Raw genomic sequence first — 19204 nt, 5'->3', positions numbered from 1 at the left:
ACGTGCTCTACGACGAAAACGTCGCCTTTCCCGACCTCGCCCAGCAGCAACGCCCCGCAGCAGCTTGACAGATCAACCGCATCGGATGTCTGGCTAACCGCCACCGCCCTCGCCGCCGATCTCCGCTGCTGGTTCCAACTCCTCGCCCTGGACGGCGAGAACGCCAAGGCCACCCCCAAGACGTTGCGCTACCGCATCCTCCACGTCCCCGCCCGCCTCACACGCGGCCAGCGCAAACGCCGTCTGAAGCTCCCCGACACCTGGCCCTGGGCCAAGGCGATCACCACCGCCTTCCAGCGGATCCTCGCCCTGCCCCGCCCCACCTGACCAGCTGGACAACTCCGACGAGTACCGAGAGGAGGACCCCGGCAGTCTCCGGGCCGTGGAAACCGGCGTCATCCGGCACGACAGCCGATGCGCACCCCTGACCGGAACCGTCCCCGGCCAGGGATCAACGCGACATCACGGACGCGAGATCAACCGGCCAACGCCGTGAAACAACGAGGCGAGGTGTGCGATTCCGCAGACCTGGATACCCCCTCTTGAGAATCATGGAAATATTCAAGAGTTTGTCACGAATGCAATACAGAACTCCTTTGGTATAATCCCGGAGGATTCAGATAACCCCTGGGAGACCTCGCTTTCTATGTTCATTGCCTGGATCTGGGGCGGCGGATATCCACTGGGCCCCAAGCAGAAATTTCGCGGGGGAGATGCCTTCACGCATGAGCTGGCGCGCGATAAGACTATCGGCGATGTGCGGAGGAACTTGCTCGGCCAGGCGCTGAATCAGGGCATGAATGCGCCAGCAGCAAAGGAGGCTGTACCGTTTTTTTACAAGGACCGCGGGCCCGAGCCTGGAAGTCCTTGGTGGCGTCTGAATACGCCCAGGGGTGTCGTTAATGATGTGCTGGGTGTCGTGACAAACGGTAAATCGGGCACCAAGAATTATGCCGATGCCTTCCTTGGCTCCTATACGGGAACGGCGCAGATCAAGGCGATCAACAGAAACAACGGGACGGTGCGGATGCGGTTCACGGCAACGAATCTGTCGGACTGGAATTCGGCCACTCACCTGATTCCGCGTACCTGGAACCCCATGTTCGAAAAGACCTTCGGTGCTGCGGTGCGTGAAGACTTCTCTTGGGAAGAGCGGTTGCCGCTGAATCGTTGCGGCTGCTGGGTCGAATAGGTCTAGCGTGGCTCGGGTCGGGGGTGCGCATACCCTCGGCCCGAGCCATAGTCGGCGGATCAGATTAGATGCAGATGGAGTCAAAATGGGAATGACGTCGAGTCGAGGGCGAATCCTTCGGAGTGTAAGTGTAGGAGCTCTTCTTTCCTTGGCCGCTGGCTGTGGGGGTTCCGAAAGGGTGGCCGACGTTTCGGCTGCCCAGGCAGTGGGGACTTGGAAGGAGCCAGGTGGCGGTAGTCTCTCATTTCACGCAGATCGATCATTTGAAATGATCAGATTTAAAATCCAGTCTGAAATATTTGACCAGTGCCCACAAGGTGACGCGCATGGAGTCTGGGGGTTCTTCGCGACAGAAGGCGACACTGCTCTCATGTCCAGAGAGGCGGATCACGGAAGTTCTATCGGACTCACTTTCTCGGGTGCCCCGCAGGGAGGATGTGGAGTCAGTCTGAGGGTCGTGGATGGCGGGGATTCCTTGTGCATCACAGACGACCCGGATCTGACGTGCATCAGCGATGTGAGATTCACCCGGGGCTGAGGTTGTGCGGTCGACTCGGGGCCAGGGCTTCGGCGTAGTCGGCGGGCGTCCGTTTCGTGATCACTTGAGCCCGAGCAGGGCGAGCGGGCGGTCCGCGTTGCGGGCGTTGTGTTGCAGAGCGGCGGCGATGTTGGTCGCGCCGGCCAGCCGCAGGGCGCCTATGGCGAGGTTGCGCCAGGTGGCCATCGCGCGGGGCGCGTTGCCGGTTCGCAGCTGCGAGGCGTCTTCGGCGAACGTGGTGTCTCGGACGTGGTGCAGGGCCTCGATCTGCCAGTGGTCACGGATCAGGGTCGCAAGCTGGGCGGGGTCGGCGTGCTCGGCGGTGAGGCTGGTGACGGCGTAGACGGTCCTGATGGTGGTCTTGCCGGTCTTGCGGTCGGTGCGGCGGCGCTTGACCTGGACGGCTTGCCGGGCTCCGGGGAAGAGCAGGCCGTTGACCGTGGCCACCTTGATCCGTCGGATCTCCGAACGTCCGTGGCCGGTGCCCCTCACCCGGCCCTGCAGCGGGATCTCTGTCCACGGAAGGGATTTGAGCTGCTTGCGGAGCTTCTTCTGGTTGCCCTTGACGATCACGATGTAGTGGGCTTCGCGACCGAGAATGTAGTCGGCGTGCTCGCGCTGGGTGTGCATGGCGTCGCTGGTGACGACCACCCCGGCCAGGTCGGCCACGGTCTGCAACAGCGGCTGGAAGCAGGTGATTTCGTTCGTCTTCTCCTGCACGTCCAGCTGGGCCAGGACCAGGCCGGTGGTGTGGTCCAGGGCTGCGAGCAGGTGGATCCTGCGGCCGTTGGCCCTGGCCGCTCCGCGCAGGCTCTTGCCGTCGACCGCCAGGCCGCGCAGCCGGCCCTCGGCTCGGTTGCGGCGGTCGGCGAGCCAGCGGCCGACCGCCAGGTCCAGCGTGTCGCCGTCGATCCGGGCCAGCAGTCGTCGAACTGTTGTTTCCGCAGGCAGAGACCCACGCCCGCCCCACCACTCGCGCGGTACGCCACGAACTGTTCACCGCACTCGAACTGCCGGGCCAGCCCCCGCGCTACGCCACCGAGTTCGACCACCTCCTCAAAGACACGCTCGCCACCCACCCGCGCACCCTCGTCCTGGACGAGGCCCAATGGCTGAGCGGAGACCTGCTGGAGTGCATCCGCTACCTCTGGGACGACCCCTTCACCCAGCTCGCCGTCGTCTTCGTCGGCGGCGAAGGCTGCCACGCCACACTGCGCAAAGAACCCATGCTGTCCTCTCGCATCTTCATCTGGCAGCGCTTCACTCGCCTCACCCCCGACGAGGTCCTGGACGTCATCCCGCTCTACCACCCTCTTTGGGCAGACGCAGACCCCGGCAACATCGCCTTCGCCGACCAGCACGCCGCCCACGGCAACTTCCGCAACTGGGCCAGGCTCACCGCCCACACCCAGACCGCCCTTGACCGCACAGGACACGCCCGCGTCGACCAGGACGTGCTGCGCTGGGCCTTCAGCCGACTCGGCACAGGCTCCTGACCCATTTCGCCCAGCCCCACCAGATAGGCCCGGCCGTTCATCCGTACGCCATCACGTCCACCGCATCCCGACCTTGGACAGCTGCTCGATCCGCTCGGGGGTGAGCGTCGCGGCCCGGCTCCGTTGGTTGCTGATCCAGGAGCCGAGCTTCAGCTGTACGTCCCGCTGTTCCTGGTCCTTGCCGCCGTTCCTGTTCACGATGGTCTCGATGTGCTTGCGGGGGACCTTCAGGTGTCCTTCGCGCTCGAAGAATTGCTGGGCGGCGGTGAGGTGCATTGCCCACTTGTCGGCCTGGCTGGTGCGTGGTTTCGGTTTCTCGTCTTCGCCGGCGGGTGTGATGCCGAGGACGTGTTCGCACATCCATTGCTGCACGCCGGTGAGCTGGTCCCAGCCGAGCCTCACCGACGTCACCCACCGTCCGAGATCTTCGCCCTGGCGCACGATGTCGCCCGCCTCGGTGGGAAGCGTCCCACCATCGTCCAGGTGCAGCCGGACCAGGTGGAAGCACCGCTGCCACGTCACCGGCCACGCCGGGCACCAGGACGCATCGATCTCCTCTAGCTGTTCGCGCCGTGATGATGCGCAGGTTTTTGTCGGTGGTGGTTCGGCGTTGTGATGTCAGTGGGTAGGTAGCGGGCTCTGTGCAGTTCAGTGGGTTGTCGTGGGTGATTCGGCTGCTGTCAGGGGTGCCGATTTGGTGCTGACGTTTTTGGTGATGATGCGGGTCATTTGGTTGCCGGTTGGTACAGCGTGAGATGTGTTGTCGCTGGTTAGCGCTGTGATGGCCCAGGTATCCCAGCCCTTCAGCCCCCAACTGACCGGAATCGGCGTACGACTGACAGCAACCATCGCCATCCGGTGCAGTTGCCCGCGCACGCGTTGGCGATCTGCTGGGCGGCCTTCTCGCGCGCGTCGCAGAGTTGACGGGTGCTTGGATGACGGTTCTGGGTGGTCCTGGGGATGCGGTAGAGGCCCTCGCGGGCGACGTACTGCGCGAGGGCCTGAACGCCCCGCTGGAAGGGCCGCTGACACCTGCCCGAGATTCTGGCCGAATGACGCGGCAGCGTACGAGGGCGGTGATGTCGGCGGCGTCACGGGGGCCGGCGGCTACATCGACGGTTTGCGCGCCATCGCCCGCGGCAGGGGCTTCAGAAGGATCACCAGGTCAGTGGCAAGAGCCCTTGCTGAAGGTCGCGTGGGAGAGGTAGAACGCGAGCATCCCCGGGTCGGGGGGCGGCCGGTCCTCGGCCCCCGGGAAGACTACGGGGGGCTGCTCGTCCAGGATCAGCGTGATGCGGACGCAGTACTCCGTCTCGGTGTCCTCAGTGCTGACCGTGTAGCCTCCGCCCTCCTCTTCACGCGTGTCGACGCCGTGCCCTGGCCCGATGCCGCTCTCCCGGATCGCCTCCGCGATCAGGAAGCCGTGGTTGCCCTCCAGGCTTGTGTAGTGCTGTTTGCCGCCTAGATCTTGGACGCCCTTGCGGACGGCGTCGCGGAGTTCGCCCTCACTCCACGTCGACTCGGCCTGCATACCGAACAGCACGCCGAGCGCGACAAGCGGCGTGAGGATGATGAGTGCGAGACCAACCGGGTTGCGGTGGTTGTAGACGTACCGGCTGGTTCCCAACTTGCTCCGGATGAAGACGGGTTCTTCGCTCAACGTGCTGCCTGCACACCGCCGATGTGCGCTGCCCAGGCATCTGCCCGGAGCGCGAGCTTCGGGGCATCGGGGCTCTGCGGGGGCACGCCCTCAAACGGTCCGTCGAACTCGGCTTCGGCTCGGTTGATGCGGGCCGAGAACCTGCGGTGAGGTGCGGTCGTCATGGCGGCACTGTAGCGGCGAGGGTGATCACATCGGATATCCCGTCGATATCCGAGACGACGGCTCGGATACTGCGATCACGCCACGCCAAGCGCTCGTCGGCCGCGAACGCTCAGACTGGCCACGTAGAACGCTCACCGGCCAACTATGGCGCCCAGTCACAGAACCGGGCTGCCAGGGCCAAACCCGGCCCCCTTGTCCAGCTGACGACCCGAAGGCTGGCCCCGGCAGCCGACCCCTTGTCCGGGTGCGCCGCCCGGCCGCGCACACCGCGTTTCTCCTTGACCTGCCTCGCTAGCGGCCATCGTCAGACCGCGGACAAGGGGTGCCCCTTCACACTGCTCCTTCGAAACGACCGCCCTGACCGGGGCAGCGAAGGAGACGAGACGATGACGACCACCCACCCGAGGGCCGGGCAGCGGCACCGCTCGGGCCGATCACACCGGAAGGCCGGCCCCTGGCGGGCAAGCCGAAGTGGGCCCCTTGGGTGCCCACTTCGAAGGGCACTTAGGAACCCCCTTTGGTGCCCGGCACCCAGGGTCGGGGAAAAACCCTGGTCACGCCGGGAATCGGCGCGAAAACTGCGCCGTCACAACCCTCTTCTCTCCTCCTGATGTCCGTATTGGAGGAGAGCATCGGGTTCCGGGGGGCCCGGACGCCCTCCCAGGCCGGGCACGGCCAGCAGCAGCGGCGGCGGTCGGCCAGCGGCCGGTCGCGAGCAACGAGGGAGCAGAGCTGATGGCGGGCAAGAGGAAGAACAACCCGGCGGGGTCGACGAACGGCTACCGCGGCGATGTCCTGCGCGTGCTCGGAGTCCTGAAGGTCGCCACCACTGATCAGATCCAGCGGATCGGCGCTCCGCACCTGAGCTTCCGGCACGCCGACAAGGAGACCCCGTCGAAGCAGAAGCAGGCCCGCACCGCCTCGCACAACGGCGCACTCTCCGACATGCGCAAGCACGGCCTGTCCGAGAACGGCGGCTCCACCGAGACAGGGGACTCTCTGCGGAACCTGACCACCAAGGGCCTTGAGGCCGCCTCCTACGAGCTGCGGCGCCCGGTGACGGAGATGGGCTCCACCGCACGCGGCGCGGGCTCCAGCGGCGCCTCCCACCCGACGGCCGTCAACGAGACCGTGATCGCGATGCTGCGCCCGAAGCCGAACATGGCCAAGCTCGCCGACGACCCGCCGCACGTCCAGGCCGCCGCGCAGGCCGCCGTCGACGCATCGGACGGCATCGGCACCATCGCCTCGCACTGGACCGAGGTCCCGCTGCCCGCCACCGGCACGTGGAACGCGCCCGGCAAGGGCGGCGCCCAGGCAGACCTGGTTCTCACCGCGCCGCAGGACCAGGTGCCGCTGCTGTTCATCGAGGTCGACAACTGCCACGAGATCGCTGAGGAGCTCGCCGACAAGCTGGAGAAGTACGCCCGGTTCTTCCGGCGGAAGGTGAAGGACACCGACGGCAAGGAGCGCCCGATGTGGCGCACCCGCTGGAGCGCTCCGGACACGTGGTCCGGCAACAGGACGCACCCGCCCGTGCTGCTGGTGTTCAACCGGATCGGTGAGCGCAACCCCGATCGCACTGTCGCGCGCCTGATGGACCTCACCCGGCACCTGTGGCAGGGGCAGCGGCAGAAGGGCTTCCACGTCTACGACGGGAAGATCCCGATCATCGCGACCGGCCTGAAGAACCTGCGCAAGTACGGTCCGGACGGGCCGGTGTTCCTCCGCTTCGGCCGTGACCACATGCAGCCCCTGCGGGAAGCGATCGGCAACCCCCGCCGCGAGGCGGCCGACGCCCGTGCCCGGGAGGAGGCCAAGGCCCACCAGGAGGAGTACCAGGCACAGGAGTACCAGGCACAGGTGCGGCGGGCGGCCCAGGAGCAAGCGGCGAAGCAGGCAGCCGAGCGTGAGGCCCGCCGTCCCGTCTGCACCGGCTGCGGGGGCAGGTTCATCGACGAACGGTGGGCGGTGGCCCAGGTGATCGACTGGGGAGCCCCGAAGGACTCCCACCCGCACCTGTGCGACGACTGCAAGCAAAGGGCCCTCGCCACCGAACGCCAAGCTGCTGCCAAGCAGGAGCACCAGGAGCTGGTGCGTCGTGGGGCAGAGCAGCAGAGCTTCCAGCGCTTGCCTCACCGTCCCGTCTGCACCGAGTGCGGTGCCACGTTCACCGACGAACGGTGGAAGGCGACCGAGCGCGTCGGCTGGGGCGTTTCCCCGGAGCCCAACCCGACCCTGTGCGGGGACTGCGACCGGCGGTTCGTCACCGACCTTCAGCAAGCCTGGTCGGACGAGCCCAGGCATGAAGAGCAGGGCCAGGCCGTGCCCGAGCAGAAGGCCGGCTGGCTGCGTAGGTTTCAAGCGAGAGCACTTGTCGGTGGGTTTCGGCATCACGCCGTGACCGAAGAGCACGTGAATGTTGGTGAGAAGTAAGAGCACCCGAGTGGCGGGGACCTCGATCGTGCGTGCGGAGCCAGCCTCGTTCGTGGCAGGATGACGGCATGTTGATCAGAAAGGGCGATGCCGCGTAGGCGCCCGAAGGCCGTCCGGGATGAGCGGTGGCGGCCTCGCAGACACGTTGAGGTTCGGCGGATCCGGGGCGTTTCCGCGAAGACTCGTGCAGCTGTCCGCCGCGTCGAGGATGAGCGGATGTGGCCTGGTGCAGTTGCTGACGCTATCGCCCGTTTCGAGTGGGCGTTCAGGCAACCCGGCCGCTATCTGAACGCATCCCAGGTCTGGCAGCCCGGACTGGAGGTGGAGTATGCCCGCGATGATCTGGAAGCGGTCATGCTTCACCTCCCTCGCGGTGCCCAGCGCGATCTCGGCCGGCTGGTTGCTCGTATCGACGATGAGTTCGAGCGTCGCACTCTGCCGAACCCAGGGCCGGTGAACGCCTTCACGGTGGGCGGCTGGTGGTGGTCAAGGATCCGTGAGCACTGAGGATGCTCACGAAGCCTCGTGCACCCAGGTCAGCTCGTGGCCAGCTGTTGTTCGGCGCGGGCTCGGGTGGTGGCGAGGCGGTAGACACCTCACGGGGCTAAGGCGTCAAGTTGGCACAGGGGTCTGGGCGGTTTTCGTCGAACAGGATGCGTGGCTTCGTTCTGGCCCGGGGTAGGCGGCATCGCTGGTCCGGTGCTAGGAGAGGATGCGATGCAACCCTGCCGATGAGAGCGAGCGACGAGATGACCGAGCCAGTCCCGGTGGACCTGATCCACCTCGCCGATGCGGACGGAAATCGCTGCATCGTTCGGGTCACCGGGCGCTTCCAGCCCGGCATCCTGACAGGCCACGACATCCTGCGCGCAGACGTGTTCGTCTCCGCAAGCTTCGTCGACGCTCGGCTGGATTTCTTCCTCTTCCAGAGCGACCTGGACGGGTGGCAGCAGGAGCTGGCCAACATCGCGCCGGGGCGCGAGGCGAGCCTCGGCGGAGACAGTGGGCTGACCCTCCAGATTCACATGCACGAGAACGGTTGGCTCACGATCACGGTCGACGATCCGGAGCGCCTCACCACCATGATCGGGGTCCGCCCCGAGAAGGACTGGGTCCACGAACACCGTGAGCACCTGGAGCGGGCGCGGCTGGTCTGGCCCAGCGAAGTCGTCAAGACGGCCCCGGGCGCCTACGAGTGGAGTCCTGATCGGAAGCGCTGAGTCCCTCACGCGGCCGCGGTGAGCTGGGTGGGGAATGCCTGCCCTTCGTCGAACAGCCGACGGTTCTTGAGGCAGTGGTAGAGCTGGCCGAGCATGCGGTTGAAGAGGTTGCGCTGGGCCGCGGCGTGCCAGTCGCCGGCGTCGTCGCGACGGCGTCGGTAGTGGGACATAGCTCCGGGTGAGGCGGTCAGGGCGGCGAAGGCCCACAGGTAGCCTGCGTGGTTGAGCCGGTCGTTCTTCACCCACCGGCGGGTGATGCTGGACTTCTTGCCGGAGGCTCGCGTGACGGGTGATGCGCCGGCGTAGGCCTTGAGGCCGCGGGCGTCGGCGAAGCGCGTGCGGTCGTCGCCGATCTCGGCCAGCACCCGGGCGCCGAGCTGGGTGCCGAGGCCGGGGAAGCTGAGGATGATCTCGGCGTCCGGGTGCTGGGGGAAAGCATCCTCCACTGCCTGGACGAGGTCGTCAGCCGCGGTGCAGGCGGCCGTGATCTGGCCGAGCAGGGCCAGCATCTGCTTGCCGAGCGCTTCCTCGACCAGGTCGGGCTGGTGGGCCCACTCCGCACGGAACGCTTCGCGCAGCCGCTCGGCTTCCGGCTCGATGCCGCGCTTGCGGCCAGCCCGTTTGAGGGCCGCGGTGATCTGAGCACGAGTCAGCCGGGCGGCCTGGAGCGGCGTGGGGGCGAGCTTGAGCAGCTCACGGGCTTCAGGGCGGCACAGGCCGTTGGTCCACTTGGCGAAGGCTTCCAGGGCAGCGGGGTAGTACTCGCGCAGCAGGGAGCGAAGCTGGTTGGCGATCTGCTGCCGGTTCCAGACCGCGTCCTGCTGAGCGCGGGCGAGGACGGCGATGGCGCGGGCCAGATCGCTGTCGTCCGGCAGGGATCGGTGGGCGTGCATGTCCGTGCGCAGGATGTTCGCCAGGACCAGGGCATCGCCGGGGTCGGACTTCTTGCGGGAGACGGCGTGCGGATCGCGGTAGCGGGCGGCGGCCAACGGGTTGATCGCGAATACCTGCCGCCTGCCGGTCCGCAGCACCGCGACCAGCAACCCGCGGGAGGTCTCGATCGCGACCGGGATCGGTGTCTCCTTGGTGTCGCCGTACTCAGCTGTCGAGGTTCAGTGTCACGTGTCCAGGTAGGTACGGGCTCACGTGTCCACCTGGTTGACCGTCAGGCGACGCGGGAGGCTTCCTCGAGGGCTGCGAGGCGGTTCTTGAGCCGGTAGCTGGGGCCGTTGATGGAGATGGCGTCGCAGTGGTGGAGGAGGCGGTCGAGGATGGCGGTGGCCAGGTGCGATGTGCCGGTTTTGAGTCAGTGAGAGTGTGGCAGTCACAGTCGACTGGAAGGACCGTGTTCCTGCTGGGCGTCGGCCTGCGGCTGGGGCTTTCCACTGACACGGCGGTGGTACTTTGCGACCTCGCGGCTGTCATGGAGCGGTACATCCCCAGCTGGCTTACTGTCACGAAGGCGGCACATCGCACCCAGATGCTGCCACGGGCGCAGATGCCCGAGCAGATAGCCGACCTCGAGCGCGACGGCCGCCGTGCCGACGCCGCCCTACGCCCACCGCATTCCGATGTGGGACAGCTGCTCGACCCGTTCCGGGGTGAGTGTTGCGGCGCGGGTGCGTTGGTTGCTGACCCACGCACCGAGCTTCAGCCGGAGGTCCCGCGGTTCCTGGTCCTCGTCGCCGTCCCCGCCCACGGTTTGTTTCGATGTGCTTGCGGGGTACGCGAAGGTGTCCCTCGCGCTCGAAGAACTGTCGGGCCGCGGCGAGATGCATCGCCCACTTCTCCACCTGGCTCGTACGCGGCTTCGGCTTCTCGTCCTCGCCGGCGGGTGTGATGCCGAGGACCTGTTCGCACATCCACTGCTGCACCGTGGTGAGTTTGTCCCACCCGAGGCGCTGCGCGCGGACCCACCGCCCGAGGTCTTCGCCTTGGCGCAGGATGTCGCCCGCTGTGGTGGGCAGCGCCTCACCGGCGTCCAGGTGCATCCGGACCAGGTGGAAGCACCGTTGCCACGTGACCGGCCAGGCGGGGCACCAGGATGCGTCGATGTCCTCCAGCTGTTCGCGCCGCTCGTCCGACAGTGCCCCGGCGGACGACTGAACCGGCAGCCCTTCGGCACGCCGCTGTTCGATCTCGGCAGCCTTCCGGGCGGCGGCCCTCGCGTTCTTCAGCCAGATCCCCACTTTGTAGCCCTGGTGAGCGGCGTCGAGCGGGGCCAGGAGGTGCCCGTGTTCGGTAGCCCATCCGCGCGCGGCGGTGAGGCCTTCTTCCCAGGCGACGTCGTAGTGGGACCAGATCATGCCCAACTTCTCCAGCTGTGCGACGCGGTCGTCGTCCATGTTGCCGCGGGCGTGGAAGCGGCGGGCGTCGGCAATCCACTGCCCCAGCGGGAAGGAAGCGAGCGAGGCCGGCCGCCCCTCGGTTTCCGCCTCTTGGTCGCCAACGGCTGGTGCGCGGTAGGTGAACGGGACGCGCAGGTCGCTGTGTTCGCGGGCGTAGATCACGGCGGCCTCCACACCGCGTCGCCAGTGGGCGTGTTCGGGGTTGAGGACGCGCAGGTTGATGAACGCTGCGAGGGTCGCCGGGTCGCGGGGCGTTGAGAACCTGAGCAGCCCTCTGGCCGCGCTGCTCACGTTCTGCCATCCCTCGCCCGGCTCCTGGTTTCCCTCCCCAGCCTTGTGGCCCTTGGGGGAGCGGCTGGGTGCCTGCGGCTCGGCGAGCTGCTCCACGACCCGGGCATCGTGCGCCCGCAGCGCTTTTATCTAGGGGTGGTTCGGGTGTGAGGGATGTTTGTTTGGGCTGTCACCTGCGGGAATGATTGCGAGGCAATCTCGGGGTGAGGGTGGGGGAGTGGTGGTTACGTTCGGTACGTGGAACGGATCTACGTGGGGGAGCGGGCTGTCTCTCCGGCAACCGGCATAACCCGGTGGGTGGTGGTCGATTCCCGGACCTACCGCCTGCATGACGAGGCGGTGACGTACCTTGCTTCGCTGCGGGTGCGGGGGTGTTCGCCGAACACCGAGCGGGTCTACGCCGGACGGGTCGCCCTGTACCTGAACTACTGCCTGATGCGGCGACTGGACTGGAGGACGCCGGGCTTCCTGGGGCTTGCCGGGCTGCAGCAGTGGCTTGTCGAGACGCCTCTCCCGTCACGCACGAGTGAGGCCCGGCCGGGGCCTGTGCGGTACCGGTCGCGGGGAACGGCGAACGCGGTGATGACGGTGGTCGCGGAGTTCCTCCGCTTCGGCGCTACGCACGGCTGGGTGCCGGCCACGACGACCGCCTTGCTGTCGGAGCCGAAGATGCTGCGCTTCACTCCACCCGGCTACGACACAGGCGAGTTCGGCCAACGGCGCGAGATACAGGCGGCCGCGTTCCGGTTCCGGATCGCTGAGCCGGGCTATGAGGACCTCGGCGACGAGCAGATCCGCCGCGTGATCGCCATCGCCCCGAGGGCGCGGGACTGTTTCCTGATCGCGCTGCTGGCCTGTAGGGGTCTGCGGATCGGTGAGGCGCTTGGCCTGCACCGTGGCGATATGCACCTGCTGGCCTCGTCGCGCGCGGTGGGCTGCGGGATCGAGGGCCCGCACGTGCATGTCCGCCGTCGTACCGACAACCTCAACCGTGCTCTGGCGAAGTCCCGCTTCTCCCGCAACGTGCCGGTCACCGCCGACCTGGTCGCGCTCTACACGGACTACCAGTACGAGCGGGACCGGGTGGCCGAGGCCGCGGAGTCGGAGATGGTCTTCGTGAATCTCTTCCGCCCGCCGTTGGGCGGTGCCATGTCGTACCCGAATACCAAGGAGATGTTCGACCGTCTGGCCCGCGGCGCGGGGCATGCGTGCCGCCCGCACATGCTGCGCCACTCGGCGGCCACTCGCTGGCTGCGCGACGGAGTGGACCGGGATGTGGTGCAGCGGCTGCTGGGCCACGCCTCACCGCTGTCGATGGAGCACTACCGCCATGTCGGCGACGCCGAAGCACGTGCAGCAGTCGAGCACGTCGACTCCCTGAAGGAACGCCCGTGAGTATCCCGTCTGTGACCGCACTGGTACCCGCACCGTGCGCCGCCGACTCGCCGGACTCCGACTGGGGGCCGTGGCTGAGGGCCCGTCTGGATCCTGCCTGGCGGTCCACCGAGTGGCGGCCGGACTGCTGGCTGTTCACCGGCAGCGTCCATGAGCCTCGAAGCTCGGTGTCGCTGTGCCGGACGAGCGTGTGCGACACGGTGGTCTCACCGGCAGGGATCTTCTGCCCCTTCTGCAGGGAGCAACAGAAGAGGTCGCCCCAGCCCGCAGACGAGTTCGCCCGCACCTTCGTGCCCGAACGCGACCGAGTGCCCTTCGGCGGGGTGCCGGAGCAATGCGGCTTCAGCAGGGGCGGGCAGCGCTGTGTCCGCCCACGCCACTGCAGGCAGTTGTGCGTCACGCACTACACCCAGTGGAAAGCCCACACCAGCCGCAAGCTCTCCGGCCGGTGGGAGGACACCACAACCCCCTACACCGATACCCCTGCCTGTCCGGCACCCGCCTGCCCGCTGCCGGGCCTGTATGGCCGGGGCCTGTGAGGCCGACGTCGCCGGGATAGTCCGGCCGTCCTGTCCCGGCTGCCACAGAGTCGTACGCATCGACAAGCCCCTGGACGGACAGCGGGTCTGCCGCACTTGTATCGCCCACTCTCGCATCGAGGAGTGCTCGGGCTGCGGAGCCCGCCGCGAGCCAGCCACCCGCGACGACCACGGCCGACCGCTGTGTCCGAACTGCCTGGTCAACGACCCGGCGAACCTGGAGACCTGCATCAACTGCGGCAGACGAAAGGTCGTGAGCACCCGCACGCCGGACGGTCCGCTCTGCTCGAGCTGCTCTTCCCTCCCCCTCGTGACGTGCAGTATCTGCGGCGAGGAGAAGTCCTGCGGCACCTCTCGGACCACGGGCCGACCGTGGTGCCCGGACTGTCAGCGCCGCTCAGCCTCGTGCTCGGCCTGCGGAGGCGTCGCATTGATCGCCTCCGGCACCCTCGACGAGCCCCTTTGCGCGGACTGCACCGCACCCGAGGTCTGGCACACCTGTCCCACCTGCACCGACCCCGACTACCCGCACCCCGGCCAGTGCGCTCGCTGTCTCATCAACCGGCGCCTCAACGAGCTGCTGGGCTCTTCGTCCGATGCCCTCCACCCCGGCCTCGAGGCCCTCCGGCACAACATAGCCACCACCGAGCACCCCATCACCGCCAGGCGATGGCTGAACAAGCCGTCCGTCTCCCCGGTCCTGTCCGACCTCGCGGCCGGCCGGCGAGCCCTGACCCACGAGGCACTCGACGAGCTGCCCGACAGCCCGACCCTCGCCCACCTCCGCCAAGTCCTCGTCGGTGTCGGTGCCCTGCCCGAGCGGGACGAGTACATGGTCCGCCTCGAACGGTTCCTCACCGGTCTCCTCGCATCCCACCAAGACCCCGAACAACGCAAAGTCCTGCACCGGTACACGATCTGGCACCTGGTCCGGCGGCTTCGCCGACGCAACAACGGCCGCCCGCTTACCCCGCAGCAGTTCATCTCCGCACGTCAACGCACCCACGCGGCTGTCGCCTTCCTGAACTGGCTGACGGCCCACGACCTCACCCTGGAGACCTGTCGGCAGGCCGACCTCGACCGGTGGCTCACCGACGACTCCGCCACCTACCGCCAGACGGCCGGGCACTTCATCCGCTGGGCCCGCACCAACAAGCTCACCACCGTCCACGTCCCCGCCGTCCGCTGGAACGGCCCCACTCAGCCACTCGACGACGAACACCGCTGGAACACCGCACGGCGGCTCCTGCACGACGACACCCTCAAACCCGAAGACCGCCTCGCCGGGCTGCTTCTCCTCCTCTATGCCCAAGGGCCGTCGGCGATCCACCGGTTGACCACCGAGGACATCGAGGCCGGCGCCCAGGAGGTACGTCTCCACCTTGGCGATGCACCTGTCCAGTTGCCCGAGCCCGTCGCCGCACTGGCCCGCACGGTCGCCGCGAACCGCAAGGGCCACGCGACCATCGGGGCCCTTGCGCCATCTCCATGGCTCTTCCCCGGCGGCCAGCCCGGACGGCCGATCAGCACCACACAGCTGACGCAACGACTGAACAACCTCGGCATCCGCCCCAACCAGGCCCGCAGCACCGCTCTCTTCCAGCTCGCCACCGAGATCCCCGCCGCGATCCTCGCCCGCACCCTGGGCATCCACACCGACGTCGCCGTCGCCTGGCAACGACTCTCCGCAGGCGACTGGGCCACCTACGCCGCCGAAGTCAGCCGCCGATAACGCTCGGCACCTCGACGATCAGCGCGTTGGCGACGGCCGCCAGGCCGTCGCCACGGCCGATCCAGCCCAGCCCCTCGGGAGTGGCAGCACCAAGGAACACCGGGGCACCGAGAGCGGCCGCGAGAACCTTCTGGGCTTCCGACCGGCGAGGGCCCAGCTTCGGCCGCTCTCCGATCAGCTGGACCGACACATTGCCGATCTCGAACCCGGCGTTCCTGACCAAGCGAGCAGTCTCGGCCAGCAGCACCGTCGGAGCGGCACCCTCCCACTCCGGGGTGGAGGTGTCGAAATGGGTGCCCAAGTCGCCGAGATCCGCCGCGGTCAGCAGCGCGTTGCACGCGGCATGAACAACGACGTCTCCATCTGGCTCGCCAGCCAGACCCACAGGTTCATCCGGCCAGTCCAGCCCGGCAAGACGCAACGGCCGACCCGCCGCAAACGGATGGATGTCCACCCCAGTCCCGATCCGAGGAAGAGGGAAGCGACCACGGGGAACATCACCAGACGGCGTCGTCATCGAAACGGAGATCTCCTTCGAGAGCAGCCAGCGGCAGGACACACCGACACTACCGAAAGGGCCCCGGCCGCCGTTCCCTCGCCCGAGACCAAGGCATTCGGACAGTTCCAATACCCGACGTCACCATTAGTCTCGCTGAAGCGGAAACGCGAAGCGGTGCAGACCCTACGGCTGCACGTGGTCGATCGGACTGGCCGGTTGGCGCCGATGCCCTCCAACACCGCCTACGAGGCCCGTTCTGTCGCCGTGCCCTTCGGGGGCTGCCAAGAGCCCAGCAACGTGAAGGCCGGCGGCAAGGCGTGCCCCATCCGGTTCCAGTGTGCGGGCTGCGGCTTCTACCGTCCCGACCCGTCCTACCTGCCCGCCCTCGAAGATCACATTCGATCCCTCAAAGCGGACAAGGAGACTGCGGAAGCGATGGACGTGGACGACTTCGTCGTCCGCAACCTCAACGACCAGATCACCGCATTCCGCGAGGTGGTCACCAGCATGCGCGAGGGCCTGCAGAAGCTTCCCCCGGACGAGCGGCAGCGGGTCGAGGAAGCCAGCACCGTGTTGCGCAAGGTGCGGGCTGTTGACGGCCGTACAGTGCTTCCCCTGTCCGTAGTCACCCGAACCGAGGCCGCCCGGTGACCGCCCGCACACCAGCACAGGTGCTGCACGAGGCCCGACAAGCAGACAGCCGCGACAAGCGCGCCAGAGTGCTGGCCACCGTGGCTGACATGGAGTCCCGCCACGAGCCAGTGACATTCACCGCCGTCGCGCGCGCGGCAGGTGTCTCCAACTGGCTTGTCTACGCGACGGGCATCCGCGAACGCATCGAACAAGCCCGCGAGCGTCAGAAGGCCGTGCCTCGGCATGAACTGGAGACGGGGCGCCAAGCCAGCGCTGGCGCGATGCAGACAGACCTCGCTCTCGCGAGGGAAGAGATCAAAGGGCGCTGTCACGTTGGCGGATGACATGGTTGGATCTTCGGGTTGATCATGTTGGAGGGGGATCGTCGTGGTGGACCCGGCGCCGTCGTACAAGGGGCACCGCTACCCGGTCGAAGTCATCTCCCACTGCGTGTGGCTGTACTTCCGGTTCCCGCTCAGCTACCGCGAGGTTGAGGAACTGATGCTCCAACGCGGCGTGATCGTCTCCTATGAGACGGTGCGCCGGTGGTGTGCGAAGTTCGGCCAGGCCTACGCCGACAGGCTGCGCCGCCGCCGGCCGCGGCCCGGTGACAAATGGCATCTGGACGAGGTCTTCATCAAGATCAACGGTGAGCAGAAATACCTGTGGCGGGCTGTCGACCAGGACGGCAACGTCCTTGACGTCCTGGTGCAGTCCAGGCGGGACGCCAAGGCCGCGAAGCGGTTCATGGCCAAGCTGATGAAGAAGCAGTGCCGGGTACCGAGGGTGCTGGTCACCGACAAGCTCCGCTCCTACGGCGTCGCCCACCGGAAGCTGATGCCCTCGGTGGAACACCGCGCTCACAAAGGACTGAACAACCGGGCCGAGAACTCCCACCAACCCACGAGACAGCGGGAACGGGCCATGAAGGGCTTCCGCAGCGCCGGCGCCGCCCAACGGTTCCTGTCCGCGTTCAGCAGCATCTCACCCCACTTCCGTCCCCGGCGACATCTCCGCACCGCCGCCGAACACCGCCTCGAGATGACCATCCGCTTCACCGTCTGGGACCACATCACCGAGAACATCTGCCAGCCCGCCACGGCCTGAACGGGCACCGGAACCACACCCCAGCACGCTTCGAAGCTCTACCGACCAGTCATCCGCCGTCAACGTGACAACGCCAGCGGAAGTTCTTCATAGCCCTCTCGCGCTGCCTCGTGGGCTGATGGCTGTTCTCTGCACGGTTGTTCAAGTACTTCGAGCTGCGGTGCTCCACCGAGGGCATGACCTCGCGGTGGGCGACGCCGTAGCTGCGGAGCTTGTCCGTGACGAGTACACGGGGTACGTACTCAAGATCCTTCAGCAGCTTGCGGAAGAAGCGTTTCGCAGCCCGGCCATCACGCTTGCTCTGCACCAGAATGTCCAGGACGTTGCCGTCCTGGTCGACGGCCCGCCAGAGATACCGCCTCTTCCCGTTGACTTTGATGAACACCTCGTCCATGTGCCACTTGTCGCCCGGGCGGGGCCGGCGGCGACGCAGGTTCCGGGCGTAGGCGGGGCCGAGATGTCGCGCACCAGGCACGGACCGTCTCGTACGAGACCGTGATGCCCCGCTCGAACAGGAGCTCCTCGACCTCCCGATACGAGAGTGGGAAACGGTGATACAGCCACACCGCGTGACCGATCACCTCGGCCGGGAACCGATACCCCTTGTACGACGGCGACACCTCGGACTCCACGACCGGCCCCTCCCGCAACGATCACCATCAAGAGCCTCCCACGCCCCTTCGGCAACCTGACAGAGCCTCCCACAGCCATGGCAACGGGCAGGGACCGACTGACGTCCGCGTTGAACGTCGCGTCTGTCGCTGCTGTCAGAAGCAACAGGCCAGCTCCCAGGAACAGGGCGCGTATCGCTAGCATGAGTCCTTGGCGCCTTCGAGTCCGGCCATGTACGTGAAGGCTCCCGCGCCGAAAACAAAGGGCGCGTCACCTCCTGACTGGCGAGCTGAGATCTTCCCCAGAAGCCCTGCACCTCCCCAGCCTTCGTCTGCACGGACAGTCTGACGGCTCTGTCGTGGTAGACGGTATCGCCGAACTGGGTGCGCTCTGACTGTCGGTGGAAGCGTACGGCACTGCTGCGTGATCAGGCGGCCGCCGCTCAGCGGCGTTGGGTGTAGCGCATGGTCACGAGAGATGCGGTTCCGACGGTGGTGCCGATCAGCATGGCACTCCACTGAGGATCGTCCTGGTAGGCAACCAAGAGTGCGGCCATCGGGAGGATGAGTACGCACATGGCGATAGCGAGTGGCCAGTCAAAGGTGATGAGCTCAGATCTGCTCGTGGGCGCGTCGCTGTTCTGCCTGGCCTTGACCAAGTGCCTGGCGAGAGCAACAACGTTGAAGAGCAGCACAACAGCGACACTTGCAATGGCGACCTCGGGGTAGTCCCAGCGGACTGCGAGCGAGAGAACAACTGCGCAGAAGAGAAGTGAGGCGGCCTTCCACCACAGCAGTGGACTTCGGAACTTAGCCATGGGACCTTCCAGCCTCCTCGTGCCGGATGGTGCTGTGGCGGGCGATGAAGTGGTTCGCCCGCCACAGCTGCCTAGATGGATGGGGTCAGTTGATGAACCTGCCGTACTTGGCGATCGCCATGGGCGCGCCCGTACCGATCGCTGCGGCTCCGCCCCAGATGAGGCATTGCTCGCCTACTTCAGACAGTGACCCTCCGCCGAGTGCCTTGGCGATGGCTCCGCCTGCGCATCCGCCGAGTGCTGCACCGGCCAAGGGCTGGCCGGCCACGGTGAAGGCGACGGTTACGGTCGCCCCGACGACGGCCCCGAGCGCGTCACGCCACCCCCACAGGCCAGTGGGATCGATCACGTTGGTGGGGTCGCCGGAGGCGTAGAGGTAGGGGTTAGCCTCCAGGCCGGACGGGTCGGGCTGGGTGAAGCGGCCGATGGCCGGGTCGTAGTAGCGGGCGTTGAAGTGGTACAGCCCGGTCGGGTCCTGGTAGCCTCCGGCGAACCGGTGGGGCTGGGGGACCTGTTCGGTGGCG

General features: G+C 67.0%; 19 protein-coding genes and 5 pseudogenes. 12 read left to right on the top strand and 12 right to left on the bottom strand.

Annotation, left to right across the window (positions count from 1 at the left end):
* Both ACIBB8_RS35190 and ACIBB8_RS35185 read left to right on the top strand, forming a co-directional pair.
* Positions 1-327, top strand: a 327-nt coding sequence (locus ACIBB8_RS35190; protein ID WP_398959148.1) for a transposase, incomplete at its 5' end; no start/stop codon positions are given.
* 319 nt (positions 328-646) lie between these two features.
* Positions 647-1192 (top strand): hypothetical protein, encoded by a 546-nt coding sequence (locus tag ACIBB8_RS35185; protein WP_398959146.1) that lies wholly within the window; start codon positions 647-649, stop codon positions 1190-1192.
* Between the two features lie 598 nt (positions 1193-1790).
* On the opposite strand, the gene ACIBB8_RS35180 is transcribed toward ACIBB8_RS35185, so the two are convergent.
* A complete protein-coding gene (locus tag ACIBB8_RS35180; RefSeq protein ID WP_398959152.1) occupies positions 1791-2627 on the bottom strand; it encodes an ISAs1 family transposase in 837 nt (278 codons plus the stop codon).
* A 38-nt stretch (positions 2628-2665) separates the two neighbouring features.
* Between ACIBB8_RS35180 and ACIBB8_RS35175 the strand changes: the two genes are divergently transcribed.
* Positions 2666-3226, top strand: a complete 561-nt coding sequence (locus ACIBB8_RS35175) for an ATP-binding protein (protein ID WP_398959144.1) — start codon at positions 2666-2668, stop codon at positions 3224-3226.
* Between the two features lie 51 nt (positions 3227-3277).
* Here ACIBB8_RS35175 and ACIBB8_RS35170 read toward each other — a convergent pair whose 3' ends face one another.
* From ACIBB8_RS35170 to ACIBB8_RS35160, 3 genes are all read right to left on the bottom strand, one after another.
* Positions 3278-3748: a helicase associated domain-containing protein gene (locus ACIBB8_RS35170; RefSeq protein WP_398959142.1), complete on the bottom strand. Its 471-nt coding sequence runs from the start codon at positions 3746-3748 to the stop codon at positions 3278-3280.
* Between the two features lie 643 nt (positions 3749-4391).
* Positions 4392-4886, bottom strand: a complete 495-nt coding sequence (locus ACIBB8_RS35165) for a hypothetical protein (protein WP_398959140.1) — start codon at positions 4884-4886, stop codon at positions 4392-4394.
* Complete coding sequence (locus ACIBB8_RS35160; RefSeq protein WP_189282502.1) at positions 4883-5050, bottom strand: hypothetical protein; 168 nt, start codon at positions 5048-5050, stop codon at positions 4883-4885. The genes ACIBB8_RS35165 and ACIBB8_RS35160 overlap by 4 nt, the downstream gene beginning before the upstream one ends.
* A gap of 736 nt (positions 5051-5786) precedes the next feature.
* On the opposite strand from ACIBB8_RS35160, the gene ACIBB8_RS35155 reads away from it, so the two are divergent.
* The 3 genes from ACIBB8_RS35155 to ACIBB8_RS35145 all read left to right on the top strand — a co-directional run bounded on the left by ACIBB8_RS35155 (position 5787) and on the right by ACIBB8_RS35145 (position 8707).
* The gene (locus ACIBB8_RS35155; protein ID WP_398959138.1) at positions 5787-7487 is read left to right on the top strand and encodes a replication-relaxation family protein; all 1701 of its coding nucleotides are present in this window, start codon (positions 5787-5789) and stop codon (positions 7485-7487) included.
* A 216-nt stretch (positions 7488-7703) separates the two neighbouring features.
* A complete protein-coding gene (locus ACIBB8_RS35150) occupies positions 7704-7994 on the top strand; it encodes a hypothetical protein (RefSeq protein ID WP_398959136.1) in 291 nt (96 codons plus the stop codon).
* Between the two features lie 242 nt (positions 7995-8236).
* Entirely contained in the window at positions 8237-8707 is a 471-nt protein-coding gene (locus ACIBB8_RS35145) for a DUF5959 family protein (RefSeq protein ID WP_398959134.1), read from the top strand.
* Positions 8708-8712: 5 nt separating this feature from the next.
* Here the strand turns inward: ACIBB8_RS35145 and ACIBB8_RS35140 are convergent.
* From ACIBB8_RS35140 to ACIBB8_RS35125, 4 genes and pseudogenes are all read right to left on the bottom strand, one after another.
* Positions 8713-9810, bottom strand: a pseudogene (locus ACIBB8_RS35140) (transposase); the annotation flags it as partial.
* Positions 9811-9872: 62 nt separating this feature from the next.
* Positions 9873-10004: pseudogene (locus ACIBB8_RS35135) on the bottom strand (ATP-binding protein); the annotation flags it as partial.
* A 255-nt stretch (positions 10005-10259) separates the two neighbouring features.
* Entirely contained in the window at positions 10260-10406 is a 147-nt protein-coding gene (locus ACIBB8_RS35130) for a helicase associated domain-containing protein (RefSeq protein ID WP_398959150.1), read from the bottom strand.
* Between the two features lie 409 nt (positions 10407-10815).
* Positions 10816-11217 (bottom strand): annotated as a pseudogene (locus tag ACIBB8_RS35125) (helicase associated domain-containing protein); the annotation flags it as partial.
* 366 nt (positions 11218-11583) lie between these two features.
* Here ACIBB8_RS35125 and ACIBB8_RS35120 point away from each other — a divergent pair.
* The 3 genes from ACIBB8_RS35120 to ACIBB8_RS35110 all read left to right on the top strand — a co-directional run bounded on the left by ACIBB8_RS35120 (position 11584) and on the right by ACIBB8_RS35110 (position 15012).
* Positions 11584-12741 carry a tyrosine-type recombinase/integrase gene (locus ACIBB8_RS35120; RefSeq protein ID WP_398959132.1) on the top strand — a complete coding sequence of 386 codons (1158 nt, stop codon included), beginning with the start codon at positions 11584-11586 and terminating at the stop codon, positions 12739-12741.
* A complete protein-coding gene (locus tag ACIBB8_RS35115) occupies positions 12738-13280 on the top strand; it encodes a hypothetical protein (protein ID WP_398959130.1) in 543 nt (180 codons plus the stop codon). The genes ACIBB8_RS35120 and ACIBB8_RS35115 overlap by 4 nt, the downstream gene beginning before the upstream one ends.
* A 430-nt stretch (positions 13281-13710) precedes the next feature.
* Positions 13711-15012: a hypothetical protein gene (locus tag ACIBB8_RS35110; RefSeq protein ID WP_398959128.1), complete on the top strand. Its 1302-nt coding sequence runs from the start codon at positions 13711-13713 to the stop codon at positions 15010-15012.
* Here ACIBB8_RS35110 and ispF read toward each other — a convergent pair.
* Positions 14999-15529, bottom strand: coding sequence for a 2-C-methyl-D-erythritol 2,4-cyclodiphosphate synthase (ispF, locus tag ACIBB8_RS35105; RefSeq protein ID WP_398959126.1), 531 nt, complete (start codon positions 15527-15529; stop codon positions 14999-15001). The two genes, ACIBB8_RS35110 and ispF, sit on opposite strands and share 14 nt — an antisense overlap.
* Before the next feature lie 129 nt (positions 15530-15658).
* On the opposite strand from ispF, the pseudogene ACIBB8_RS35100 reads away from it, so the two are divergent.
* The 3 genes and pseudogenes from ACIBB8_RS35100 to ACIBB8_RS35090 form a co-directional block, all read left to right on the top strand.
* A pseudogene (locus ACIBB8_RS35100) lies at positions 15659-16162 on the top strand (site-specific integrase); the annotation flags it as partial.
* Positions 16159-16488: a DUF6262 family protein gene (locus ACIBB8_RS35095; RefSeq protein WP_398959124.1), complete on the top strand. Its 330-nt coding sequence runs from the start codon at positions 16159-16161 to the stop codon at positions 16486-16488. The pseudogene ACIBB8_RS35100 and the gene ACIBB8_RS35095, both read left to right, overlap by 4 nt.
* Before the next feature lie 43 nt (positions 16489-16531).
* The gene (locus ACIBB8_RS35090) at positions 16532-17251 is read left to right on the top strand and encodes an IS6 family transposase (RefSeq protein ID WP_398959122.1); all 720 of its coding nucleotides are present in this window, start codon (positions 16532-16534) and stop codon (positions 17249-17251) included.
* A gap of 76 nt (positions 17252-17327) precedes the next feature.
* Here the strand turns inward: ACIBB8_RS35090 and ACIBB8_RS35085 are convergent.
* From ACIBB8_RS35085 to ACIBB8_RS35075, 3 genes and pseudogenes are all read right to left on the bottom strand, one after another.
* Positions 17328-17901, bottom strand: a pseudogene (locus ACIBB8_RS35085) (IS6 family transposase); the annotation flags it as partial.
* Positions 17902-18305: 404 nt separating this feature from the next.
* A complete protein-coding gene (locus ACIBB8_RS35080) occupies positions 18306-18680 on the bottom strand; it encodes a hypothetical protein (protein WP_398959120.1) in 375 nt (124 codons plus the stop codon).
* 85 nt (positions 18681-18765) lie between these two features.
* On the bottom strand, positions 18766-19204 hold a 439-nt coding region (locus ACIBB8_RS35075), incomplete at its 5' end, for an RHS repeat-associated core domain-containing protein (protein ID WP_398959118.1).

The organism is Streptomyces sp. NPDC051286 (assembly GCF_044455345.1).
Classification (GTDB): domain Bacteria; phylum Actinomycetota; class Actinomycetes; order Streptomycetales; family Streptomycetaceae; genus Streptomyces.
This window is presented reverse-complemented; position numbering and strand designations above follow the sequence as displayed.

Bases quoted from the DNA above. Each gene is read 5' to 3' on its own strand.
- ACIBB8_RS35185 (WP_398959146.1), top strand. From the start codon at position 647: ATGTTCATTGCCTGGATCTGGGGCGGCGGATATCCACTGGGCCCCAAG.
- ACIBB8_RS35160 (WP_189282502.1), bottom strand. From the start codon at position 5,050: ATGACGACCGCACCTCACCGCAGGTTCTCGGCCCGCATCAACCGAGCC.
- ACIBB8_RS35155 (WP_398959138.1), top strand. From the start codon at position 5,787: ATGGCGGGCAAGAGGAAGAACAACCCGGCGGGGTCGACGAACGGCTAC.
- ACIBB8_RS35150 (WP_398959136.1), top strand. From the start codon at position 7,704: ATGTGGCCTGGTGCAGTTGCTGACGCTATCGCCCGTTTCGAGTGGGCG.
- ACIBB8_RS35145 (WP_398959134.1), top strand. From the start codon at position 8,237: ATGACCGAGCCAGTCCCGGTGGACCTGATCCACCTCGCCGATGCGGAC.
- ispF (WP_398959126.1), bottom strand. From the start codon at position 15,529: ATGACGACGCCGTCTGGTGATGTTCCCCGTGGTCGCTTCCCTCTTCCT.
- ACIBB8_RS35080 (WP_398959120.1), bottom strand. From the start codon at position 18,680: ATGGCTAAGTTCCGAAGTCCACTGCTGTGGTGGAAGGCCGCCTCACTT.